Below are 15,298 nucleotides of genomic sequence, written 5' to 3'. Positions count from 1 at the left end.
GATTACTCACTTCTGAGTACGGAAATCATGATCTGCGTCAATTTTCCCCCAAGCTGATACCTTTCAGCAGGGTTATTTCGTTGAGGTTTTTCAAGTGTTAAATAATTACGTAAGTAATGGAAGCGACGCCGTCATTGATTATACATATATTTAACATCCTGAAATGATAACGTTTTGCCGCAGATTTCGAGTGAAGTATGCTAATAAAAAGGGTATCTTCAGCGCGATTTCTCATGACAAAGTGTCAGTCCCGGGCATGTGTATAAGCGGAGCAAAACGTGATCCAAACGCTCTTTGATTTTCCAACGTATTTTAAATTTTTTATTGGTTTGTTTGCCCTGGTCAACCCGGTGGGGATCATTCCTGTCTTCATTAGTATGACGAGTTATCAGACGGCGGCGGCCAGGAATAAGACCAACCTCACCGCTAACCTGTCAGTAGCTATCATATTGCTCACCTCCCTTTTCCTGGGTGACGCCATTCTCCAGCTCTTCGGGATTTCGATTGACTCTTTCCGCATTGCGGGTGGGATCCTGGTCGTGACCATCGCCATGTCAATGATCAGCGGTAAGCTGGGCGAGGATAAACAAAACAAGCAGGAGAAGTCAGAAACCGCCATCCGCGAAAGTATTGGCGTGGTGCCGCTGGCCTTGCCGCTCATGGCTGGCCCTGGCGCCATCAGTTCAACCATTGTCTGGGGCACGCGTTACCATAGCCTGATGCACCTGATTGGCTTTTCCGTTGCCATTGCACTTTTCGCGCTCTGCTGTTGGGGAGTATTCCGCATGGCACCCTGGCTGGTGCGACTGTTGGGGCAGACGGGCATTAACGTCATAACGCGTATTATGGGCTTGCTCTTGATGGCGTTAGGGATTGAATTCATCGTTACAGGAATTAAAAGCATTTTCCCCGGTTTGCTGCACTGATATTTCGTATGAAAGAACGGAGCCACGGCTCCGTTTTTTTTACGTCATTATCAGTAAATCCTATAACTAAAGTTGAAATGCTCACATATCATAATAAATTCTACTAATAATGTTCATTGCTTGTATTTCAACAAGTTATTAATTCCCGCCAAACACGCCTGCGCAGAAAACCTTCGATCGATCTGTTATTTTACTCACATGATACTCTGGGGCTTGCTGAGAGATAACCGAAATGATATTAGTAAATTCAACATTCCCCTAGATGAATGTGCTAAATAATAACCAGTTGTTAAATTTTTGTACAAAATCACTCGATGATAGCGCAGCGACGCGCTTGTAGAGAAAATTTTCTCTATCTTATTGAATGTCATGATTTTTAAGTGGTGTTCGATGTCCGGCAGGGCTGCCCTCAACGATGCGGTACTCACCGTAAAAGAGAATTGCTTAACAAATTTGCAAAATGTATTGGCGCGCGTTTACGCCATTTGATACTTTCCGGCCTAATATTTTGCAGCATAAAACAAGCAGATGAGAATTATTTTCATATGGTTCTCTTCTCAGATATCCAGCGCAGGCCTCAAACAGGGGAGGCCTGTAAAGAATCGACGCAAGACGGCCATACGAGCGGTCAGTAATAAAAAAGTCGGTGATAGCAAGCAGTAAAAGAAGAACCTGACAGCAGCAAAAAAAACTCCTGCGCTGTACAGGCCCCAACAGGGGATTACACAGCTGGCGAAGGCCAGTCATTATAATGAGTGGAGTACCAACACAATGTCCATCATCACAAAAAAAAATCTGGTAGCGGCGGGGATTTTAACTGCGCTAATCGCGGGCAACGCTGCAATGGCTGCGGACGTTCCTGCAGGTGTTCAACTGGCGGAGAAACAGACGCTGGTGCGTAATAACGGTGCGGAAGTTCAGTCTCTTGACCCGCACAAAATTGAAGGTGTTCCTGAGTCTAACGTTAACCGCGACCTGTTCGAAGGCCTGCTGGTGACAGACGTAGACGGCCACCCGGCACCGGGTGTAGCAGAAAAATGGGAAAACAAAGATTTCAAAGTCTGGACATTCCATCTGCGTAAAGATGCGAAATGGTCCGACGGTACACCGGTTACGGCCGAAGATTTCGTTTATAGCTGGCAGCGTCTGGCGAATCCAACCACCGCCTCTCCGTATGCGAGCTACCTGCAATATGGCCACATTGCCAATATTGATGACATCATCGCGGGCAAAAAACCTGTTACCGACCTGGGCGTAAAAGCGATCGATGCCAATACCTTTGAAGTGACGTTGAGCGAACCTGTTCCGTACTTCTATAAGCTGCTGGTTCACCCGTCCGTCTCCCCGGTACCAAAATCTGCAGTGGAAAAATTTGGTGAGAAATGGACGCAGCCTGCCAACATCGTCACCAACGGTGCCTATAAGCTGAAAGACTGGGTGGTCAACGAACGTATGGTGCTTGACCGTAACCCGCAGTATTGGGATAACGCGAAAACCGTCATTGACCAGGTGACTTACCTGCCAATCTCTTCCGAAGTAACTGACGTTAACCGCTACCGCAGCGGTGAAATCGACATGACCTATAACAACATGCCGATTGAACTGTTCCAGAAACTGAAAAAAGAGATCCCTAAAGAAGTTCACGTCGATCCGTACCTGTGCACCTATTACTATGAAATCAACAACCAGAAAGCACCGTTTACCGACGTACGTGTTCGTACCGCGCTGAAGCTGGCTCTGGATCGCGATATCATCGTGAACAAAGTGAAAAACCAGGGCGATCTGCCGGCGTACAGCTATACCCCTCCATACACCGATGGCGCAAAACTGACCGAGCCAGAGTGGTTCAAACAGACTCAGGAACAGCGTAACGCAGAAGCGAAGAAACTGCTGGCCGAAGCGGGCTACACCGCAGATAAGCCGCTGACCTTCAGCCTGCTCTACAACACTTCCGATCTGCACAAAAAACTGGCTATCGCCGTTGCCTCAATCTGGAAAAAGAACCTGGGCGCGAACGTGAAGCTGGAGAACCAGGAGTGGAAAACCTTCCTCGACAGCCGTCATCAGGGCACCTTTGATGTGGCTCGTGCTGGCTGGTGTGCGGACTATAACGAACCGACCTCCTTCCTGAACACCATGCTGAGCGACAGCTCGAACAACACCGCTCACTATAAGAGCCCGGCGTTCGACAAGCTGATTGGCGACACGCTGAAAACCACTGACGAAGCACAGCGTAAAGAACTGTACTCTCAGGCCGAGCAGCAGCTGGATAAAGATTCCGCGATCGTTCCGGTTTACTACTACGTTAACGCCCGTCTGGTGAAACCGTGGGTAGGTGGGTATACCGGTAAAGACCCGATGGATAATATCTACGTTAAAAACTTGTATATTATCAAGCATTAATGGCAATGAGTGGGGCGGGCGTGCTCGCCCCACGGTGTCTAACCAACGTCACATAATATAGGCACACGCCAGAAGGTACGGGCAATGTTGAAATTTATCCTACGTCGCTGTCTTGAAGCGATTCCAACGCTATTTATTCTCATCACGATTTCCTTCTTCATGATGCGCCTTGCGCCGGGAAGTCCATTTACCGGTGAGCGCACGCTGCCGCCTGAAGTCATGGCGAATATCGAAGCGAAATACCACTTGAACGATCCTATCTCCACCCAGTACTTCAATTACCTGAAGCAGCTGGCCCACGGCGATTTTGGACCGTCATTTAAATATAAAGACTATTCCGTTAACGACCTGGTCGCGTCCAGCTTCCCGGTTTCGGCTAAGTTGGGTGCTGCGGCATTCATTCTGGCCATCGTTTTCGGGGTCACCGCGGGCGTTATCGCCGCGCTCAGACAAAATACTAAATGGGATTATGCCGTAATGGGGGTGGCAATGACCGGGGTAGTGATACCCAGCTTCGTTGTCGCGCCATTACTGGTGATGATATTTGCCATCACGCTGAAGTGGCTGCCTGGCGGCGGCTGGAACGGCGGGGCATTGAAGTTCATGATTTTGCCTATGGTGGCATTATCTCTGGCGTACATCGCCAGCATCGCGCGTATCACCCGTGGTTCAATGATCGAAGTGCTGCACTCGAACTTCATTCGTACCGCGCGCGCTAAAGGGCTGCCGATGCGTCGGATTATCTTCCGCCACGCGCTCAAACCGGCGCTGTTGCCCGTGCTCTCCTACATGGGACCGGCATTCGTCGGGATCATCACCGGCTCTATGGTTATCGAAACAATTTACGGCCTGCCTGGCATTGGTCAGCTGTTCGTTAACGGTGCGCTCAACCGCGACTATTCGCTGGTGCTGAGCCTGACGATTCTCGTCGGTGCGCTGACCATTCTCTTTAACGCTATCGTCGATGTGCTGTATGCCGTCATCGACCCGAAAATTCGTTACTAACGCTGGAGCACGCCATGATGTTGAGTAAGAAAAACAGCGAGGCGCTGGAAAACTTCAGTGAAAAACTGGAAGTAGAAGGTCGTAGCCTCTGGCAGGACGCGCGCCGTCGCTTTATGCACAACCGTGCAGCGGTTGCCAGTCTGGTTGTTCTGGTGATTATCGCGCTGTTTGTGACCCTGGCGCCGATGCTGTCGCAATTTACCTATTTCGACACCGACTGGGGCATGATGTCCAGCGCGCCAGATATGGAATCAGGCCACTATTTCGGCACGGACTCCTCGGGACGCGACCTGCTGGTGCGTGTCGCTATCGGTGGCCGTATTTCGCTGATGGTCGGTATTGCTGCCGCGCTGGTGGCGGTGATCGTGGGTACGCTCTACGGCTCACTTTCCGGCTACCTCGGCGGCAAAATAGACTCGGTAATGATGCGTCTGCTGGAAATCCTGAACTCCTTCCCGTTCATGTTCTTCGTCATCCTGCTGGTGACCTTCTTCGGCCAGAACATCCTGCTGATCTTCGTGGCCATCGGGATGGTGTCCTGGCTGGATATGGCGCGTATCGTTCGCGGCCAGACGCTGAGCCTCAAACGCAAAGAGTTTATCGAAGCCGCGCAGGTAGGCGGCGTATCTACCGGGAATATCGTGGTTCGCCATATCGTTCCTAACGTGCTGGGCGTGGTGGTGGTCTATGCCTCACTGCTGGTGCCAAGCATGATCCTGTTTGAATCTTTCCTGAGCTTCCTGGGCCTCGGTACACAAGAGCCGCTGAGCAGCTGGGGCGCGCTGCTGAGCGATGGCGCAAACTCGATGGAAGTTTCACCGTGGCTGCTGCTTTATCCGGCGGGTTTCCTGGTCGTCACCCTGTTTTGTTTTAACTTTATCGGCGATGGCCTGCGTGATGCCCTCGACCCGAAAGACCGTTAAGGAGCGCCGTCATGACAATTATTGAAACGGCCACTGCGCCACAGGTGCAACAGCAGAACAATCTTCTGCTGGATGTGAAAGACCTCCGCGTGACCTTTAAAACGCCGGACGGGGATGTTACCGCCGTCAACGATCTCAACTTTAACCTGCGTGCGGGTGAAACGCTGGGGATCGTGGGTGAGTCCGGTTCCGGAAAATCCCAGACTGCCTTTGCGCTGATGGGCCTGCTGGCTGCTAACGGTGTGATTGGCGGCTCCGCTAAATTCAACGGGCGTGAAATCCTCAACCTGCCGGAACACGAGCTGAACAAGCTGCGCGCTGAGCAGATCTCGATGATTTTCCAGGATCCCATGACCTCGCTGAATCCGTATATGCGCGTGGGCGAGCAGCTGATGGAAGTCCTGATGCTGCACAAAGGCTTGGGCAAAGCGGAGGCCTTTGAAGAGTCGGTCAAAATGCTGGATGCGGTGAAAATGCCGGAAGCGCGTAAGCGTATGCGCATGTTCCCGCACGAGTTTTCTGGCGGTATGCGTCAGCGCGTGATGATTGCGATGGCGCTGCTGTGCCGGCCAAAGCTGCTGATTGCCGATGAACCTACCACCGCGCTGGACGTTACCGTTCAGGCGCAGATCATGACCCTGTTGAACGAGCTAAAGCGCGAATTCAACACGGCGATTATCATGATCACCCACGACCTGGGCGTGGTAGCGGGCATCTGCGACAAAGTGCTGGTGATGTACGCCGGTCGTACCATGGAATACGGCAAAGCGCGCGATGTCTTCTATCAGCCTGCGCACCCGTACTCGATTGGCCTGCTGAATGCGGTGCCGCGTCTTGATGCGGAAGGGGAATCCCTGCTCACCATTCCGGGCAACCCGCCAAACCTGCTGCGTCTGCCGAAAGGCTGTCCGTTCCAGCCGCGCTGCCCACACGCGATGGAAATCTGTAACAGCGCTCCGCCGCTGGAAGAGTTTGCACCAGGCCGTCTGCGCGCCTGCTTTAAGCCGCAGGAGGAGCTGGTATGAACGCATTAGATGAAAAACGCAACGTGCTGCTCGAAATCGCCGATCTTAAAGTGCATTTCGACATCAAAGACGGCAAACAGTGGTTCTGGCAGCCGCCGAAGACCCTGAAAGCGGTGGACGGCGTCACGCTGCGCCTGTACGAAGGGGAAACCCTGGGCGTGGTGGGAGAGTCCGGCTGCGGTAAATCGACCTTTGCGCGAGCCATTATCGGTCTGGTCAAAGCCACCGACGGTAAAGTGGCCTGGCTGGGTAAAGATCTGCTGGGCATGAAGCCCGACGAGTGGCGCGAGGTGCGCAGCGATATCCAGATGATTTTCCAGGATCCGCTGGCATCACTTAACCCGCGTATGACCATCGGCGAGATTATTGCCGAGCCGCTGCGCACCTATCATCCGAAGATGTCTCGTCAGGAAGTGCGCGATCGCGTAAAGGCGATGATGATGAAAGTCGGCCTGTTGCCAAACCTCATCAACCGCTATCCGCATGAGTTCTCCGGCGGTCAGTGCCAGCGTATTGGTATTGCCCGTGCGCTGATCCTCGAACCGAAGCTGATTATCTGCGATGAGCCGGTTTCCGCGCTGGACGTCTCCATTCAGGCCCAGGTGGTTAACCTGCTGCAGAAGCTGCAGCGCGAAATGGGGCTGTCGCTGATCTTCATTGCGCATGACCTGGCCGTGGTGAAACACATTTCTGACCGCGTGCTGGTCATGTATCTGGGCCATGCCGTGGAGCTGGGCACCTATGACGAGGTGTACCATAATCCACTGCACCCCTACACCAGAGCGCTGATGTCCGCGGTGCCGATCCCCGATCCGGATCTGGAAAAGAATAAAACCATCCAGCTTCTGGAAGGGGAATTACCCTCACCGATTAACCCGCCGTCGGGCTGCGTCTTCCGCACGCGCTGCCCGATGGCCGGGCCGGAATGTGCTAAAACGCGACCGGTTCTCGAAGGCAGTTTCCGACATGCGGTTTCCTGCCTGAAAGTAGACCCGTTATAATCGCAAGGGCTGACATGATGTCAGCCCTTATTTTTTGCGAGGTAACCGTGTCGCGTTTATTCACCTCAGCCCGTCGGCGGCTATATCATTTTTTATTCGATCCTGAAACGCTTTCCGGGCGACGCTTTGAAGGTCTGTGCGGTTTATTTGCGCTCCTCAGCGTGGTTGTCATCTTTATTGAATCGGGTGCCGGGACGCAATACCACCTGACGTTTGATGAATGGCATATCTTTGTCTGGCTTGAGCTGGCGATTACCCTGATTTTTACCGCTGAATATCTCCTCCGGGTAATAGCCTGGCCCAACCCGGCCAGATATGTTTTCAGCTTCTGGGGATTTATCGATTTAGCCACCATCCTGCCGCTCTATGTAATGTGGCTGTGGCCGGAGATTAGCCTGAGTTATGTCTTTGCCTGGCGAGCGATGCGCGTGATTCGGGTATTACGTATTCTGAAGCTACTGCGTTTTATGCCGTCATTACGCGTGTTCTGGAGTGCGATCGTCAGCGCCCGCCATCAGCTTATTTTGTTCTACTCGTTTATTGCCATCGTCATGATTGTTTTTGGCGCGCTGATGTATTTAATAGAAGGGCCCAAATATGGCTTTACGACGCTCAATGCGTCCGTCTACTGGGCCATTGTGACCGTCACCACCGTGGGTTACGGTGATATCACGCCCCATACGCCATTGGGGCGCATCGTGGCGTCCGTGCTGATTTTGATTGGCTATTCGGTGATTGCGATCCCGACGGGACTTATTACCACACACATGAGCAGCGCGTTTCAGAGCCGCAAGCAGCAGCGCAAATGTCCTCATTGCCAGCAGGGCGAACATGAACACGACGCGCGGTTTTGTTACCGCTGCGGCAGTGAATTGCCGGAGTAAATAAAAAAGGCTGCAATCGCAGCCTTTTTTTTATTCGCGCCAGAGTATATGGCACAGCTTGTGGTCTTTCTCCCGACAGAGCAGGACGCGGGCGAAAATATCGTTAATTTCGCCGCCGTCTTCATCGGCCAGCCCAATCACCACTTCGGCAAAGAAGTCAGGATTCAGGTCGAAATCCACATGCTCAGCCCAGTCTTCTGAAGGGTCGAACAATTCAGCGCCGCCGCGCTCTTCGAACTGCAGATTAAAGAGGATCACGTCTGCGGGATCGAGGTTATCAACCGCCAGTTCGAGAAAAATGTCATAGGCCTGCTCGAGCGTTTCGTCTTCGGTCAGGCGATTGTTCAGATCCATTTCCATGATGACTACCTGTTTAACATCGTTGGGCACGTTTTACAGCAACGGACTAAAGAAGTAAAACAGTCGTTCGGCAATTCTCTGCCACATCGGACGTTTTACCCACAGTCTGGCATCCAGCAGCCGCGAGCGGGAGATATAATCATCCTGCACCGCAGCGAGGTCGCCGCCAAAGCCGGCATCATCAATGACCAGCGTGATTTCAAAGTTTAGCCACAGGCTGCGCATATCCAGGTTGACCGTTCCCACCAGGCTCAGCTCACCGTCGACAAGAACGCTCTTGGTGTGGAGCAATCCGCCTTCAAACTGGTAAATTTTCACCCCTGCGGCCAGCAGTTCGCTGAAGAATGCCCGGCTGGCCCAGCCCACCAGTAGGGAGTCATTTTTGCGTGGCAAAATGATGCTCACATCGACACCGCGCTGCGCGGCGGTACAGATCGCGTGCAGGAGGTCGTCGCTGGGGACAAAGTAGGGCGTCGTCATGATCAGATATTCACGCGCCGAGTAGGTTGCCGTCAGCAGCGCCTGATGGATTAAGTCTTCCGGGAAGCCCGGCCCGGAAGCAATGGTATGAATGGTATGACCGCTCGCCTCTTCAAACGGCATAATATTGCCGTCCGGCGGTGGCGGCAGGATACGCTTGCCGGTTTCAATCTCCCAGTCGCAGGAATACACGATGCCCATCGAGGTGGCAATCGGCCCCTCCATCCGCGCCATCAAATCAACCCATTGACCTACGCCCGAGTCCTGTTTGAAGAAGCGCGGGTCAACCATATTCATGCTGCCGGTGTAGGCAATATAGTTATCGATCATGATCATTTTGCGATGCTGGCGGAGATCCATCCGGCGCAGAAACACGCGCAGGAGATTCACCTTCAGCGCTTCGACCACTTCGATACCGGCATTACGCATCATGCCCGCCCAGGGGCTACGGAAAAATGCCACGCTACCCGCGGAGTCAAGCATCAGGCGGCAATGAATACCGCGACGCGCGGCGGCCATCAGCGACTCAGCGACCTGGTCAGCCATCCCGCCGGGCTGCCAGATATAAAAAACCATCTCGATATTATGACGCGCCAGCTGAATATCGCGGATTAACGCCTGCATGACGTCGTCGGACGAGGTCAGCAGCTGCAGTTGATTGCCCTTAACGCCGCCAATCCCCTGGCGGCGCTCGCACAGCTTAAACAGTGAGGAGGCGACGCTGCTGTTCTCCTCGGCAAAAATATGTTTGCAGGCCTTAAGATCGTTCAGCCACTTCGCGGTGGAGGGCCACATGGCACGGGCGCGCTCGGCGCGGCGTTTACCCAGATGAAGCTCACCGAAAGAGAGATAGGCAATAATTCCCACCAGCGGGAGGATATAAATGATCAGAAGCCAGGCCATGGCAGAGGGTACGGCTCTGCGCTTCATCAGGATGCGTAATGTCACACCCGCGATTAACAGCCAGTATCCCAAAATGACCAGCCAACTCACCACGGTGTAGAAGGTTGTCATAGGTAAAAAAATCCTTTTGAAAGCGTATTGTTATGAGTGTACGCATCAGGATTCATCTGGCAAATAAAAACGCCAGGTAAAAGCGCTGGTTTGCTGCCGGGTTGGGTTTATAATGGCGATTCTGTTAGTTAAAGAGTTGTAGACATGAAGCGCAGTAGAACAGAAGTAGGGCGCTGGCGCATGTTGCGACAGGTGAGTCGTCGCAAGGCTCGTTGGCTGGAAGCACAATCCCGCCGCAATATGCGTATTCACGCCATCAGAAAATGTGGATTGACCAGGCACCGCAATGCGTTGCTGTTCGCAGTCCAGGATATCTGAAACCATGAGGGCACCGTAACGGGTGCCCGCTGATTTTATAGCGTCTGATTTTTTAGGAATAGCGTATTTGCAGCGATATTCCTGTTGTGTTTAGCAAAAGGAGGGAGAAGTGTTTGCGGAGTTTGGTGTACTGAATTTCTGGACGTATGTTGTCGGCGCATTTTTTATCGTGCTGGTGCCAGGGCCGAATACCCTGTTTGTGCTAAAAACCGGGATCGGCCACGGCGTTAAAAAAGGGTATCTTGCCGCCACAGGCGTATTTATCGGCGATGCGGTGCTGATGTTTCTGGCCTGGGCGGGTGTCGCGGCATTAATCCAGACCACGCCGGTACTGTTTAATATCGTGCGCTATCTCGGGGCCTTCTATCTGCTCTGGCTGGGTGGCAAAATGCTCTGGTCAGTGGTGAACCGCCAGAAAAATGCGCATGAGAGCGGCCCTGAACCTGCCAGTATGATCATGAAACGTTCGCTGGTGTTAAGCCTGACCAATCCTAAAGCGATTCTGTTCTACGTATCGTTCTTCGTTCAGTTCATTGACGTGAATGCACAGAGCACCGGCACTTCTTTCCTGATCCTCGCGACGACGCTGGAGTTAATAAGCTTTATGTACATGAGCTTCCTGATCTTCTCCGGCGCGTTTGTCACGCGTTATCTGAAAACGAAAAAGAAACTGGCAAAGCTGGGGAACGGGCTGATAGGGCTGCTGTTTGTCGGGTTTGCGGCGAGGCTAGCGTCGCTACATTGATGGTTTGAAAGGCTCCTGAGGGAGCCTTTTTTATTATGTTTGACAACCCCTCATCTGTTAGTTGTATAGTGCAACTAACAGATGAGGGCACAACATGCACAGCGAAACCCCGCTAGTCAGTGTTATTCGACGTTCCTCGCGCCTGATGGTGCGAGAGTTAGGCTTTATGGCCTCGACCCTGGCCTCAACGAATTACTCACCTTCGGCCGTCCATACCCTGGTCGAAATAGCCCTACGCAAAGAGATGACGGCGAGTCAGCTGGTGCAGCTGCTGGGGCTGGATAAGTCCAGCGTTAGCCGGATGCTGGCTCGTCTGATTGCCGCGGGTGAGCTCGAGGAGGTTATTTCAGCTGAAGATGCGAGAGCGAAGAGTCTCAGACTGACCGCGAAAGGTCATGAGACGGTCAGTAAAATTAATACCTTTAGCAACGAGCGCGTGGCCTCAGCAATAAAGAGTCTGGCTCCTGCCCAGCAGCAGACCATTTCTGAGGGGCTCTCCCTTTATGCCAACGCGCTGCTGGCGTGCCGTGAGACGGGCAGCGACACGCGCCCCGACGAACTCACGATAGTTAAGGGGTATATTCCCGGCATGATTGGCCGTATCGCGGAGTTGCACGGGGTTTATTACGCGCGCGAGCACAATTTTGGCCGCTTTTTTGAAGCCAAAGTGGCCGCAGGGGTTGCAGAATTTAGTGACCGCCTGGATAACCCATGCAACCAGATCTGGCTGGCGGTGATGAACGGCAGGATAGTGGGGTCAGTGGCGATAGACGGCGAGGATTTAGCGCCGGGTGAAGCCCATCTGCGCTGGTTTATTCTCGACGATGGCTGCCGGGGACACGGGGTGGGGAAAAAACTGCTTACCGAAGCGATGCGCTTTTGCGACAGCCTAGGTTTCTCTGCCGTGCATCTCTGGACATTCAATAAGCTTACCGCCGCACGACGTTTATACGAATCGTTTGGATTTACGCTCGTCAAAGAGTGGGAGGGCGATCAGTGGGGAACCCTTATAACGGAGCAGCAGTTTACCCGGCGCAGAGACGCGTAATCTCTACTATAAAAAAGGCTCCTTTCGGAGCCGCTTTGGTATCAGAACACTTTCTTATACGGTCGAACCGTCACTTTCGCATACACACCTGCTGCGACATACGGATCTGCGTCAGCCCATGCCTGAGCGCTTTCCTGGGATTCAAACTCAGCAATTACGGTGGAACCGGCAAAACCGGCGGCGCCCGGATCGTTGCTGTCTACTGCAGGCATTGGGCCGGCGGTCAGTAAACGGCCTTCATCCTGGAGCAGCTGCAAACGTGCCAGATGCGCAGGGCGCACAGCCTGGCGTTTTTCGAGCGAATCAGCAACATCTTCAGAGTAAATCACGTAAAACACGGCGAAGCTCCTTAACCGGTAAAAGTGTCAGTTACGTTATGTGAAAGGGCAAACGACTGCAATGTAAAATAAAAACAATGTTAATACCCTGATCTGAATGCGCCTTTTTTGGCCTCTCATGCGCTAAAGTTGCGTCAGAACAAAGTGTATTATTGAATATGATTGCTATTTGCATTTAAAATCAGTGTTCGGTTTTTTAACGTTGATGATTATGACTTCGATGACCCTTGATTTACCTCGCCGCTTTCCCTGGCCGACGCTGCTTTCTGTCGTGATTCACGGTGCTGTTGTGGCGGGTTTGCTGTATACCTCGGTTCATCAGGTTATTGAAATGCCCGCGCCCGCGCAGCCGATTTCGGTGACGATGGTATCGCCAGCGGATCTCGAACCGCCGCAGGTTGCACCTCCGCCACCGCAGCCGGTGGCTGAACCAGAGCCAGAGCCCGAGCCTGTTCCGGCGCCACCGAAGGAAGCGCCGGTAGTGATCCACAAGCCTGAACCGAAGCCAAAACCTAAGCCGAAGCCAAAGCCGGTTAATAAGGTCGAGGAGCGTCCAAAACGCGAGGAACGTCCGGTTGAACCGCGCGCGACCCGGACGGTCGAGAATGCGGCGCCTTCGCGTCCGGTGATGAATAACACCGCAACAGCGCCTAAGCCGACAGTCAGTGCCCCGGCGGGCCCGCGCGCGCTGAGTCGCAACCAGCCTCAGTATCCGGCGCGAGCGCAGGCCTTACGTATTGAAGGCCGCGTACGGGTTAAATTTGACGTCACTGCCGATGGCCGCGTGGATAACGTGGAAATATTGTCCGCTCAGCCTTCTAATATGTTTGAGCGCGAAGTGAAATCGGCGATGCGCAGATGGCGCTATGAAGCCGGAAAACCGGGCAGCGGACTGATTGTGAATATTGTTTTCCGCCTGAACGGCGGGGCGCAGATGGAATAAAAAAAGCCTCCTGATGGAGGCTTTTTTTTGCCTGTCGATCAGGCCTGCGGAAGTTGACGAGGTTTACCCTCGCTATCCACTGCAACATAAATAAACAGCGCTTCGGTGGCCTTATAACGCTGCCCAATGGGTTCCGACGAGACTTTCTTAACCCATACTTCGATGTTGATTGAAATAGATGTGTTGCCGCGTTTGACGCAGCGCGCGTAGCAGCAAACCACATCTCCCACCGCAACCGGGCGCAGGAAGGTCATGCCGTCCACTCGCACAGTCACCACGCGCCCGTGGGCAATCTCTTTTGCCAGAATTGCGCCGCCCATATCCATCTGCGACATCAGCCAGCCGCCAAAAATATCGCCATTGGCATTGGTGTCAGCGGGCATTGCCAGTGTGCGTAAAACCAGTTCGCCCTGCGGGGCGTTATTTGTTGTCATTGTTTTAACTCGTAACGGAAGACTTCAGGCGGGATGCTACTATGATTTCACAGCGGAGAGAATAGACCAGAACGCCTGTCGTAGACGTTCTGGTCAGTCGTTAATCAGTGGTTGTCATCCTGGGGCATATGACGATAGATGTATACGCCGCTTAACAGCGTGAAGATAAGCGTCAGCGCGGTCAGGCCAAAGACCTTAAAGTTGACCCAGATATCCTGCGGCAGCCAGAAGGCGATATAGATATTAGCGAGACCGCAAAGTATAAAGAAGATTGCCCACGCGGTATTCAGACGCGACCAGACAACCTGCGGCAGCGTTAGTTCTTTACCTAACATGCTCTGGATCAGGGGCTTTTTCATGAACCATTGACTGAACAGTAACGCTGCTGCAAACAACGCATAAATAACGGTAACCTTCCACTTAATAAATTCAACATCATGCAAGGCAATGGTCAATCCACCGAACACCGCCACTAAAATGAACGTGATAAGCGCCATTTTTTCGACTTTGCGATAGCGAATCCAGCTATAGATCAGCACTACGGCGGTCACGACAATTAACGCTTTTGTTGCGGCAAAAATGTCATACAACTTATAGACAGCGAAAAAGACCGCGAGCGGTAAAAAATCAAGTAACTGCTTCATTCTGTGATTCCATCTTCTGAGCGGGGCGGGAGGCAGCGATGCCGCCCGCCTCAGGATTACTGACGAATTAACATATACAGGCGGAACAGATAGACCAGCAGCACCGCTGAAATCAGATTGCTCAGCGTATTCGCCACTACCGCGCCAACATTGGGCGTTAATACCGCGAAATTCGGTGCAAACAACAGCAGGAGCGTTTTGGCGAGCAGCCAGCCGATCACGGCGGGAGCCACCAGACGCATATTCGCCCATGCCAGTCTGATGCTGCTGCGCATCGCGGTAAAAATCCCCATCTTATCCTGCACCACCATCACAGGCGCAAATGAGAGCACGATAGCCAGTAATACGCCCGGCACCACGACCAGCATAATCCCCATTTGCACCAGCAGGGTGGTTAAAAAGATCAGGATAAACAGCTTAGGTAAGACTGGCGCACTGGCACCAATCGCCCGTAAGGCGCTGACCCGGTGACCCGCCGATACCAGCTGAATCATCAGCAAAACGCCGCCCGCCAGAATTGCATTACCAATCAGGCCTGAGAACGTGGACGCGGCAGACGCCCGCAGCAGAATTTGCTGCTGCTCCGGCGTCATGTTTTGCACCAGTTCAAACAGCCCCACGCTTCCGGCAAGGTGGTCGCCCTGGCTCAGGCTGGCAATCTGTTCATCGCTCGGTGAGAAGGCATGGCCCAGCACCACCGTGATAAAGGCACATAGCAACGCGATCAGTAAAAAGGTTATGAACTGATTGCGGAAAAAGTTTCCCGTGTCACGGTAGACAGACTTCGCCGTGATAGACATGCACTCT

17 protein-coding genes are annotated in these 15,298 nt (G+C 52.9%); 11 read left to right on the top strand and 6 right to left on the bottom strand.

All coding sequences use genetic code 11. From position 1 onward, the window contains the following. Nucleotides 1-278 precede the first annotated feature (278 nt). The 7 genes from ACJ69_RS08275 to ACJ69_RS08245 all read left to right on the top strand — a co-directional run bounded on the left by ACJ69_RS08275 (nt 279) and on the right by ACJ69_RS08245 (nt 8,167). The gene (locus ACJ69_RS08275) at nt 279-926 is read left to right on the top strand and encodes a YchE family NAAT transporter (protein WP_023312098.1); all 648 of its coding nucleotides are present in this window, start codon (nt 279-281) and stop codon (nt 924-926) included. Nucleotides 927-1,697: 771 nt separating this feature from the next. After that, nucleotides 1,698-3,329: an oligopeptide ABC transporter substrate-binding protein OppA gene (gene oppA / locus ACJ69_RS08270; protein ID WP_038417461.1), complete on the top strand. Its 1,632-nt coding sequence runs from the start codon at nt 1,698-1,700 to the stop codon at nt 3,327-3,329. Between the two features lie 84 nt (nt 3,330-3,413). Continuing rightward, nucleotides 3,414-4,334 carry an oligopeptide ABC transporter permease OppB gene (gene oppB / locus ACJ69_RS08265; RefSeq protein ID WP_008502786.1) on the top strand — a complete coding sequence of 307 codons (921 nt, stop codon included), beginning with the start codon at nt 3,414-3,416 and terminating at the stop codon, nt 4,332-4,334. A gap of 14 nt (nt 4,335-4,348) precedes the next feature. Then, nucleotides 4,349-5,257 carry an oligopeptide ABC transporter permease OppC gene (oppC, locus tag ACJ69_RS08260; RefSeq protein ID WP_023312096.1) on the top strand — a complete coding sequence of 303 codons (909 nt, stop codon included), beginning with the start codon at nt 4,349-4,351 and terminating at the stop codon, nt 5,255-5,257. Nucleotides 5,258-5,268: 11 nt separating this feature from the next. Beyond that, nucleotides 5,269-6,282 carry an ABC transporter ATP-binding protein gene (oppD, locus tag ACJ69_RS08255; protein ID WP_023335973.1) on the top strand — a complete coding sequence of 338 codons (1,014 nt, stop codon included), beginning with the start codon at nt 5,269-5,271 and terminating at the stop codon, nt 6,280-6,282. Further along, on the top strand, nt 6,279-7,283 hold the full coding sequence (gene oppF / locus ACJ69_RS08250; protein ID WP_023312094.1) for a murein tripeptide/oligopeptide ABC transporter ATP-binding protein OppF: 1,005 nt from the start codon (nt 6,279-6,281) through the stop codon (nt 7,281-7,283). Before oppD ends, oppF begins: the two co-directional genes overlap by 4 nt. A 14-nt stretch (nt 7,284-7,297) precedes the next feature. Beyond that, nucleotides 7,298-8,167, top strand: coding sequence for an ion transporter (locus ACJ69_RS08245; protein WP_059346877.1), 870 nt, complete (start codon nt 7,298-7,300; stop codon nt 8,165-8,167). 30 nt (nt 8,168-8,197) lie between these two features. Here ACJ69_RS08245 and ACJ69_RS08240 read toward each other — a convergent pair whose 3' ends face one another. Together ACJ69_RS08240 and cls are read right to left on the bottom strand one after the other, a co-directional pair. Then, nucleotides 8,198-8,527: an HI1450 family dsDNA-mimic protein gene (locus ACJ69_RS08240; protein ID WP_006810881.1), complete on the bottom strand. Its 330-nt coding sequence runs from the start codon at nt 8,525-8,527 to the stop codon at nt 8,198-8,200. A gap of 33 nt (nt 8,528-8,560) precedes the next feature. Further along, nucleotides 8,561-10,021, bottom strand: a complete 1,461-nt coding sequence (gene cls, locus ACJ69_RS08235) for a cardiolipin synthase (protein ID WP_029741729.1) — start codon at nt 10,019-10,021, stop codon at nt 8,561-8,563. A 144-nt stretch (nt 10,022-10,165) separates the two neighbouring features. Here cls and ACJ69_RS25205 point away from each other — a divergent pair, with 144 nt between their 5' ends. From ACJ69_RS25205 to ACJ69_RS08225, 3 genes are all read left to right on the top strand, one after another. Then, nucleotides 10,166-10,339: a YciY family protein gene (locus tag ACJ69_RS25205; protein WP_086379783.1), complete on the top strand. Its 174-nt coding sequence runs from the start codon at nt 10,166-10,168 to the stop codon at nt 10,337-10,339. Between the two features lie 109 nt (nt 10,340-10,448). Beyond that, complete coding sequence (leuE, locus tag ACJ69_RS08230) at nt 10,449-11,084, top strand: leucine efflux protein LeuE (RefSeq protein WP_023312092.1); 636 nt, start codon at nt 10,449-10,451, stop codon at nt 11,082-11,084. A gap of 94 nt (nt 11,085-11,178) precedes the next feature. After that, nucleotides 11,179-12,132, top strand: a complete 954-nt coding sequence (locus tag ACJ69_RS08225) for a bifunctional helix-turn-helix transcriptional regulator/GNAT family N-acetyltransferase (RefSeq protein ID WP_059346876.1) — start codon at nt 11,179-11,181, stop codon at nt 12,130-12,132. 41 nt (nt 12,133-12,173) lie between these two features. Here the strand turns inward: ACJ69_RS08225 and ACJ69_RS08220 are convergent, their stop codons facing one another. Next, nucleotides 12,174-12,470, bottom strand: coding sequence for a YciI family protein (locus ACJ69_RS08220; RefSeq protein ID WP_029741731.1), 297 nt, complete (start codon nt 12,468-12,470; stop codon nt 12,174-12,176). A 220-nt stretch (nt 12,471-12,690) separates the two neighbouring features. Between ACJ69_RS08220 and tonB the strand changes: the two genes are divergently transcribed. Then, nucleotides 12,691-13,413 (top strand): TonB system transport protein TonB, encoded by a 723-nt coding sequence (gene tonB / locus ACJ69_RS08215; protein ID WP_054829749.1) that lies wholly within the window; start codon nt 12,691-12,693, stop codon nt 13,411-13,413. A gap of 38 nt (nt 13,414-13,451) precedes the next feature. On the opposite strand, the gene yciA is transcribed toward tonB, so the two are convergent. The 3 genes from yciA to ACJ69_RS08200 all read right to left on the bottom strand — a co-directional run bounded on the left by yciA (nt 13,452) and on the right by ACJ69_RS08200 (nt 15,291). Continuing rightward, nucleotides 13,452-13,847 (bottom strand): acyl-CoA thioester hydrolase YciA, encoded by a 396-nt coding sequence (gene yciA, locus ACJ69_RS08210; protein WP_023335966.1) that lies wholly within the window; start codon nt 13,845-13,847, stop codon nt 13,452-13,454. A gap of 104 nt (nt 13,848-13,951) precedes the next feature. Then, nucleotides 13,952-14,491 (bottom strand): septation protein A, encoded by a 540-nt coding sequence (locus ACJ69_RS08205; protein ID WP_059346875.1) that lies wholly within the window; start codon nt 14,489-14,491, stop codon nt 13,952-13,954. A gap of 56 nt (nt 14,492-14,547) precedes the next feature. After that, nucleotides 14,548-15,291 carry a YciC family protein gene (locus ACJ69_RS08200; RefSeq protein WP_047647551.1) on the bottom strand — a complete coding sequence of 248 codons (744 nt, stop codon included), beginning with the start codon at nt 15,289-15,291 and terminating at the stop codon, nt 14,548-14,550. Between the last annotated feature and the right edge of the window lie 7 nt (nt 15,292-15,298).

It is taken from the genome of Enterobacter asburiae (assembly GCF_001521715.1).
In the GTDB taxonomy this organism is placed as follows: Bacteria; Pseudomonadota; Gammaproteobacteria; order Enterobacterales; family Enterobacteriaceae; genus Enterobacter; species Enterobacter asburiae.
This window is presented reverse-complemented; position numbering and strand designations above follow the sequence as displayed.

What these genes read in the sequence shown, in the direction of transcription:
- oppC (WP_023312096.1), top strand. Translation starts at nt 4,349, where the DNA reads ATGATGTTGAGTAAGAAAAACAGCGAGGCGCTGGAAAACTTCAGTGAA.
- ACJ69_RS25205 (WP_086379783.1), top strand. Translation starts at nt 10,166, where the DNA reads ATGAAGCGCAGTAGAACAGAAGTAGGGCGCTGGCGCATGTTGCGACAG.
- tonB (WP_054829749.1), top strand. Translation starts at nt 12,691, where the DNA reads ATGACCCTTGATTTACCTCGCCGCTTTCCCTGGCCGACGCTGCTTTCT.
- ACJ69_RS08245 (WP_059346877.1), top strand. Translation starts at nt 7,298, where the DNA reads ATGATGTCAGCCCTTATTTTTTGCGAGGTAACCGTGTCGCGTTTATTC.
- ACJ69_RS08205 (WP_059346875.1), bottom strand. Translation starts at nt 14,491, where the DNA reads ATGAAGCAGTTACTTGATTTTTTACCGCTCGCGGTCTTTTTCGCTGTC.
- oppB (WP_008502786.1), top strand. Translation starts at nt 3,414, where the DNA reads ATGTTGAAATTTATCCTACGTCGCTGTCTTGAAGCGATTCCAACGCTA.
- ACJ69_RS08200 (WP_047647551.1), bottom strand. Translation starts at nt 15,291, where the DNA reads ATGTCTATCACGGCGAAGTCTGTCTACCGTGACACGGGAAACTTTTTC.
- oppA (WP_038417461.1), top strand. Translation starts at nt 1,698, where the DNA reads ATGTCCATCATCACAAAAAAAAATCTGGTAGCGGCGGGGATTTTAACT.
- yciA (WP_023335966.1), bottom strand. Translation starts at nt 13,847, where the DNA reads ATGACAACAAATAACGCCCCGCAGGGCGAACTGGTTTTACGCACACTG.
- oppD (WP_023335973.1), top strand. Translation starts at nt 5,269, where the DNA reads ATGACAATTATTGAAACGGCCACTGCGCCACAGGTGCAACAGCAGAAC.
- oppF (WP_023312094.1), top strand. Translation starts at nt 6,279, where the DNA reads ATGAACGCATTAGATGAAAAACGCAACGTGCTGCTCGAAATCGCCGAT.
- ACJ69_RS08240 (WP_006810881.1), bottom strand. Translation starts at nt 8,527, where the DNA reads ATGGAAATGGATCTGAACAATCGCCTGACCGAAGACGAAACGCTCGAG.
- cls (WP_029741729.1), bottom strand. Translation starts at nt 10,021, where the DNA reads ATGACAACCTTCTACACCGTGGTGAGTTGGCTGGTCATTTTGGGATAC.
- ACJ69_RS08225 (WP_059346876.1), top strand. Translation starts at nt 11,179, where the DNA reads ATGCACAGCGAAACCCCGCTAGTCAGTGTTATTCGACGTTCCTCGCGC.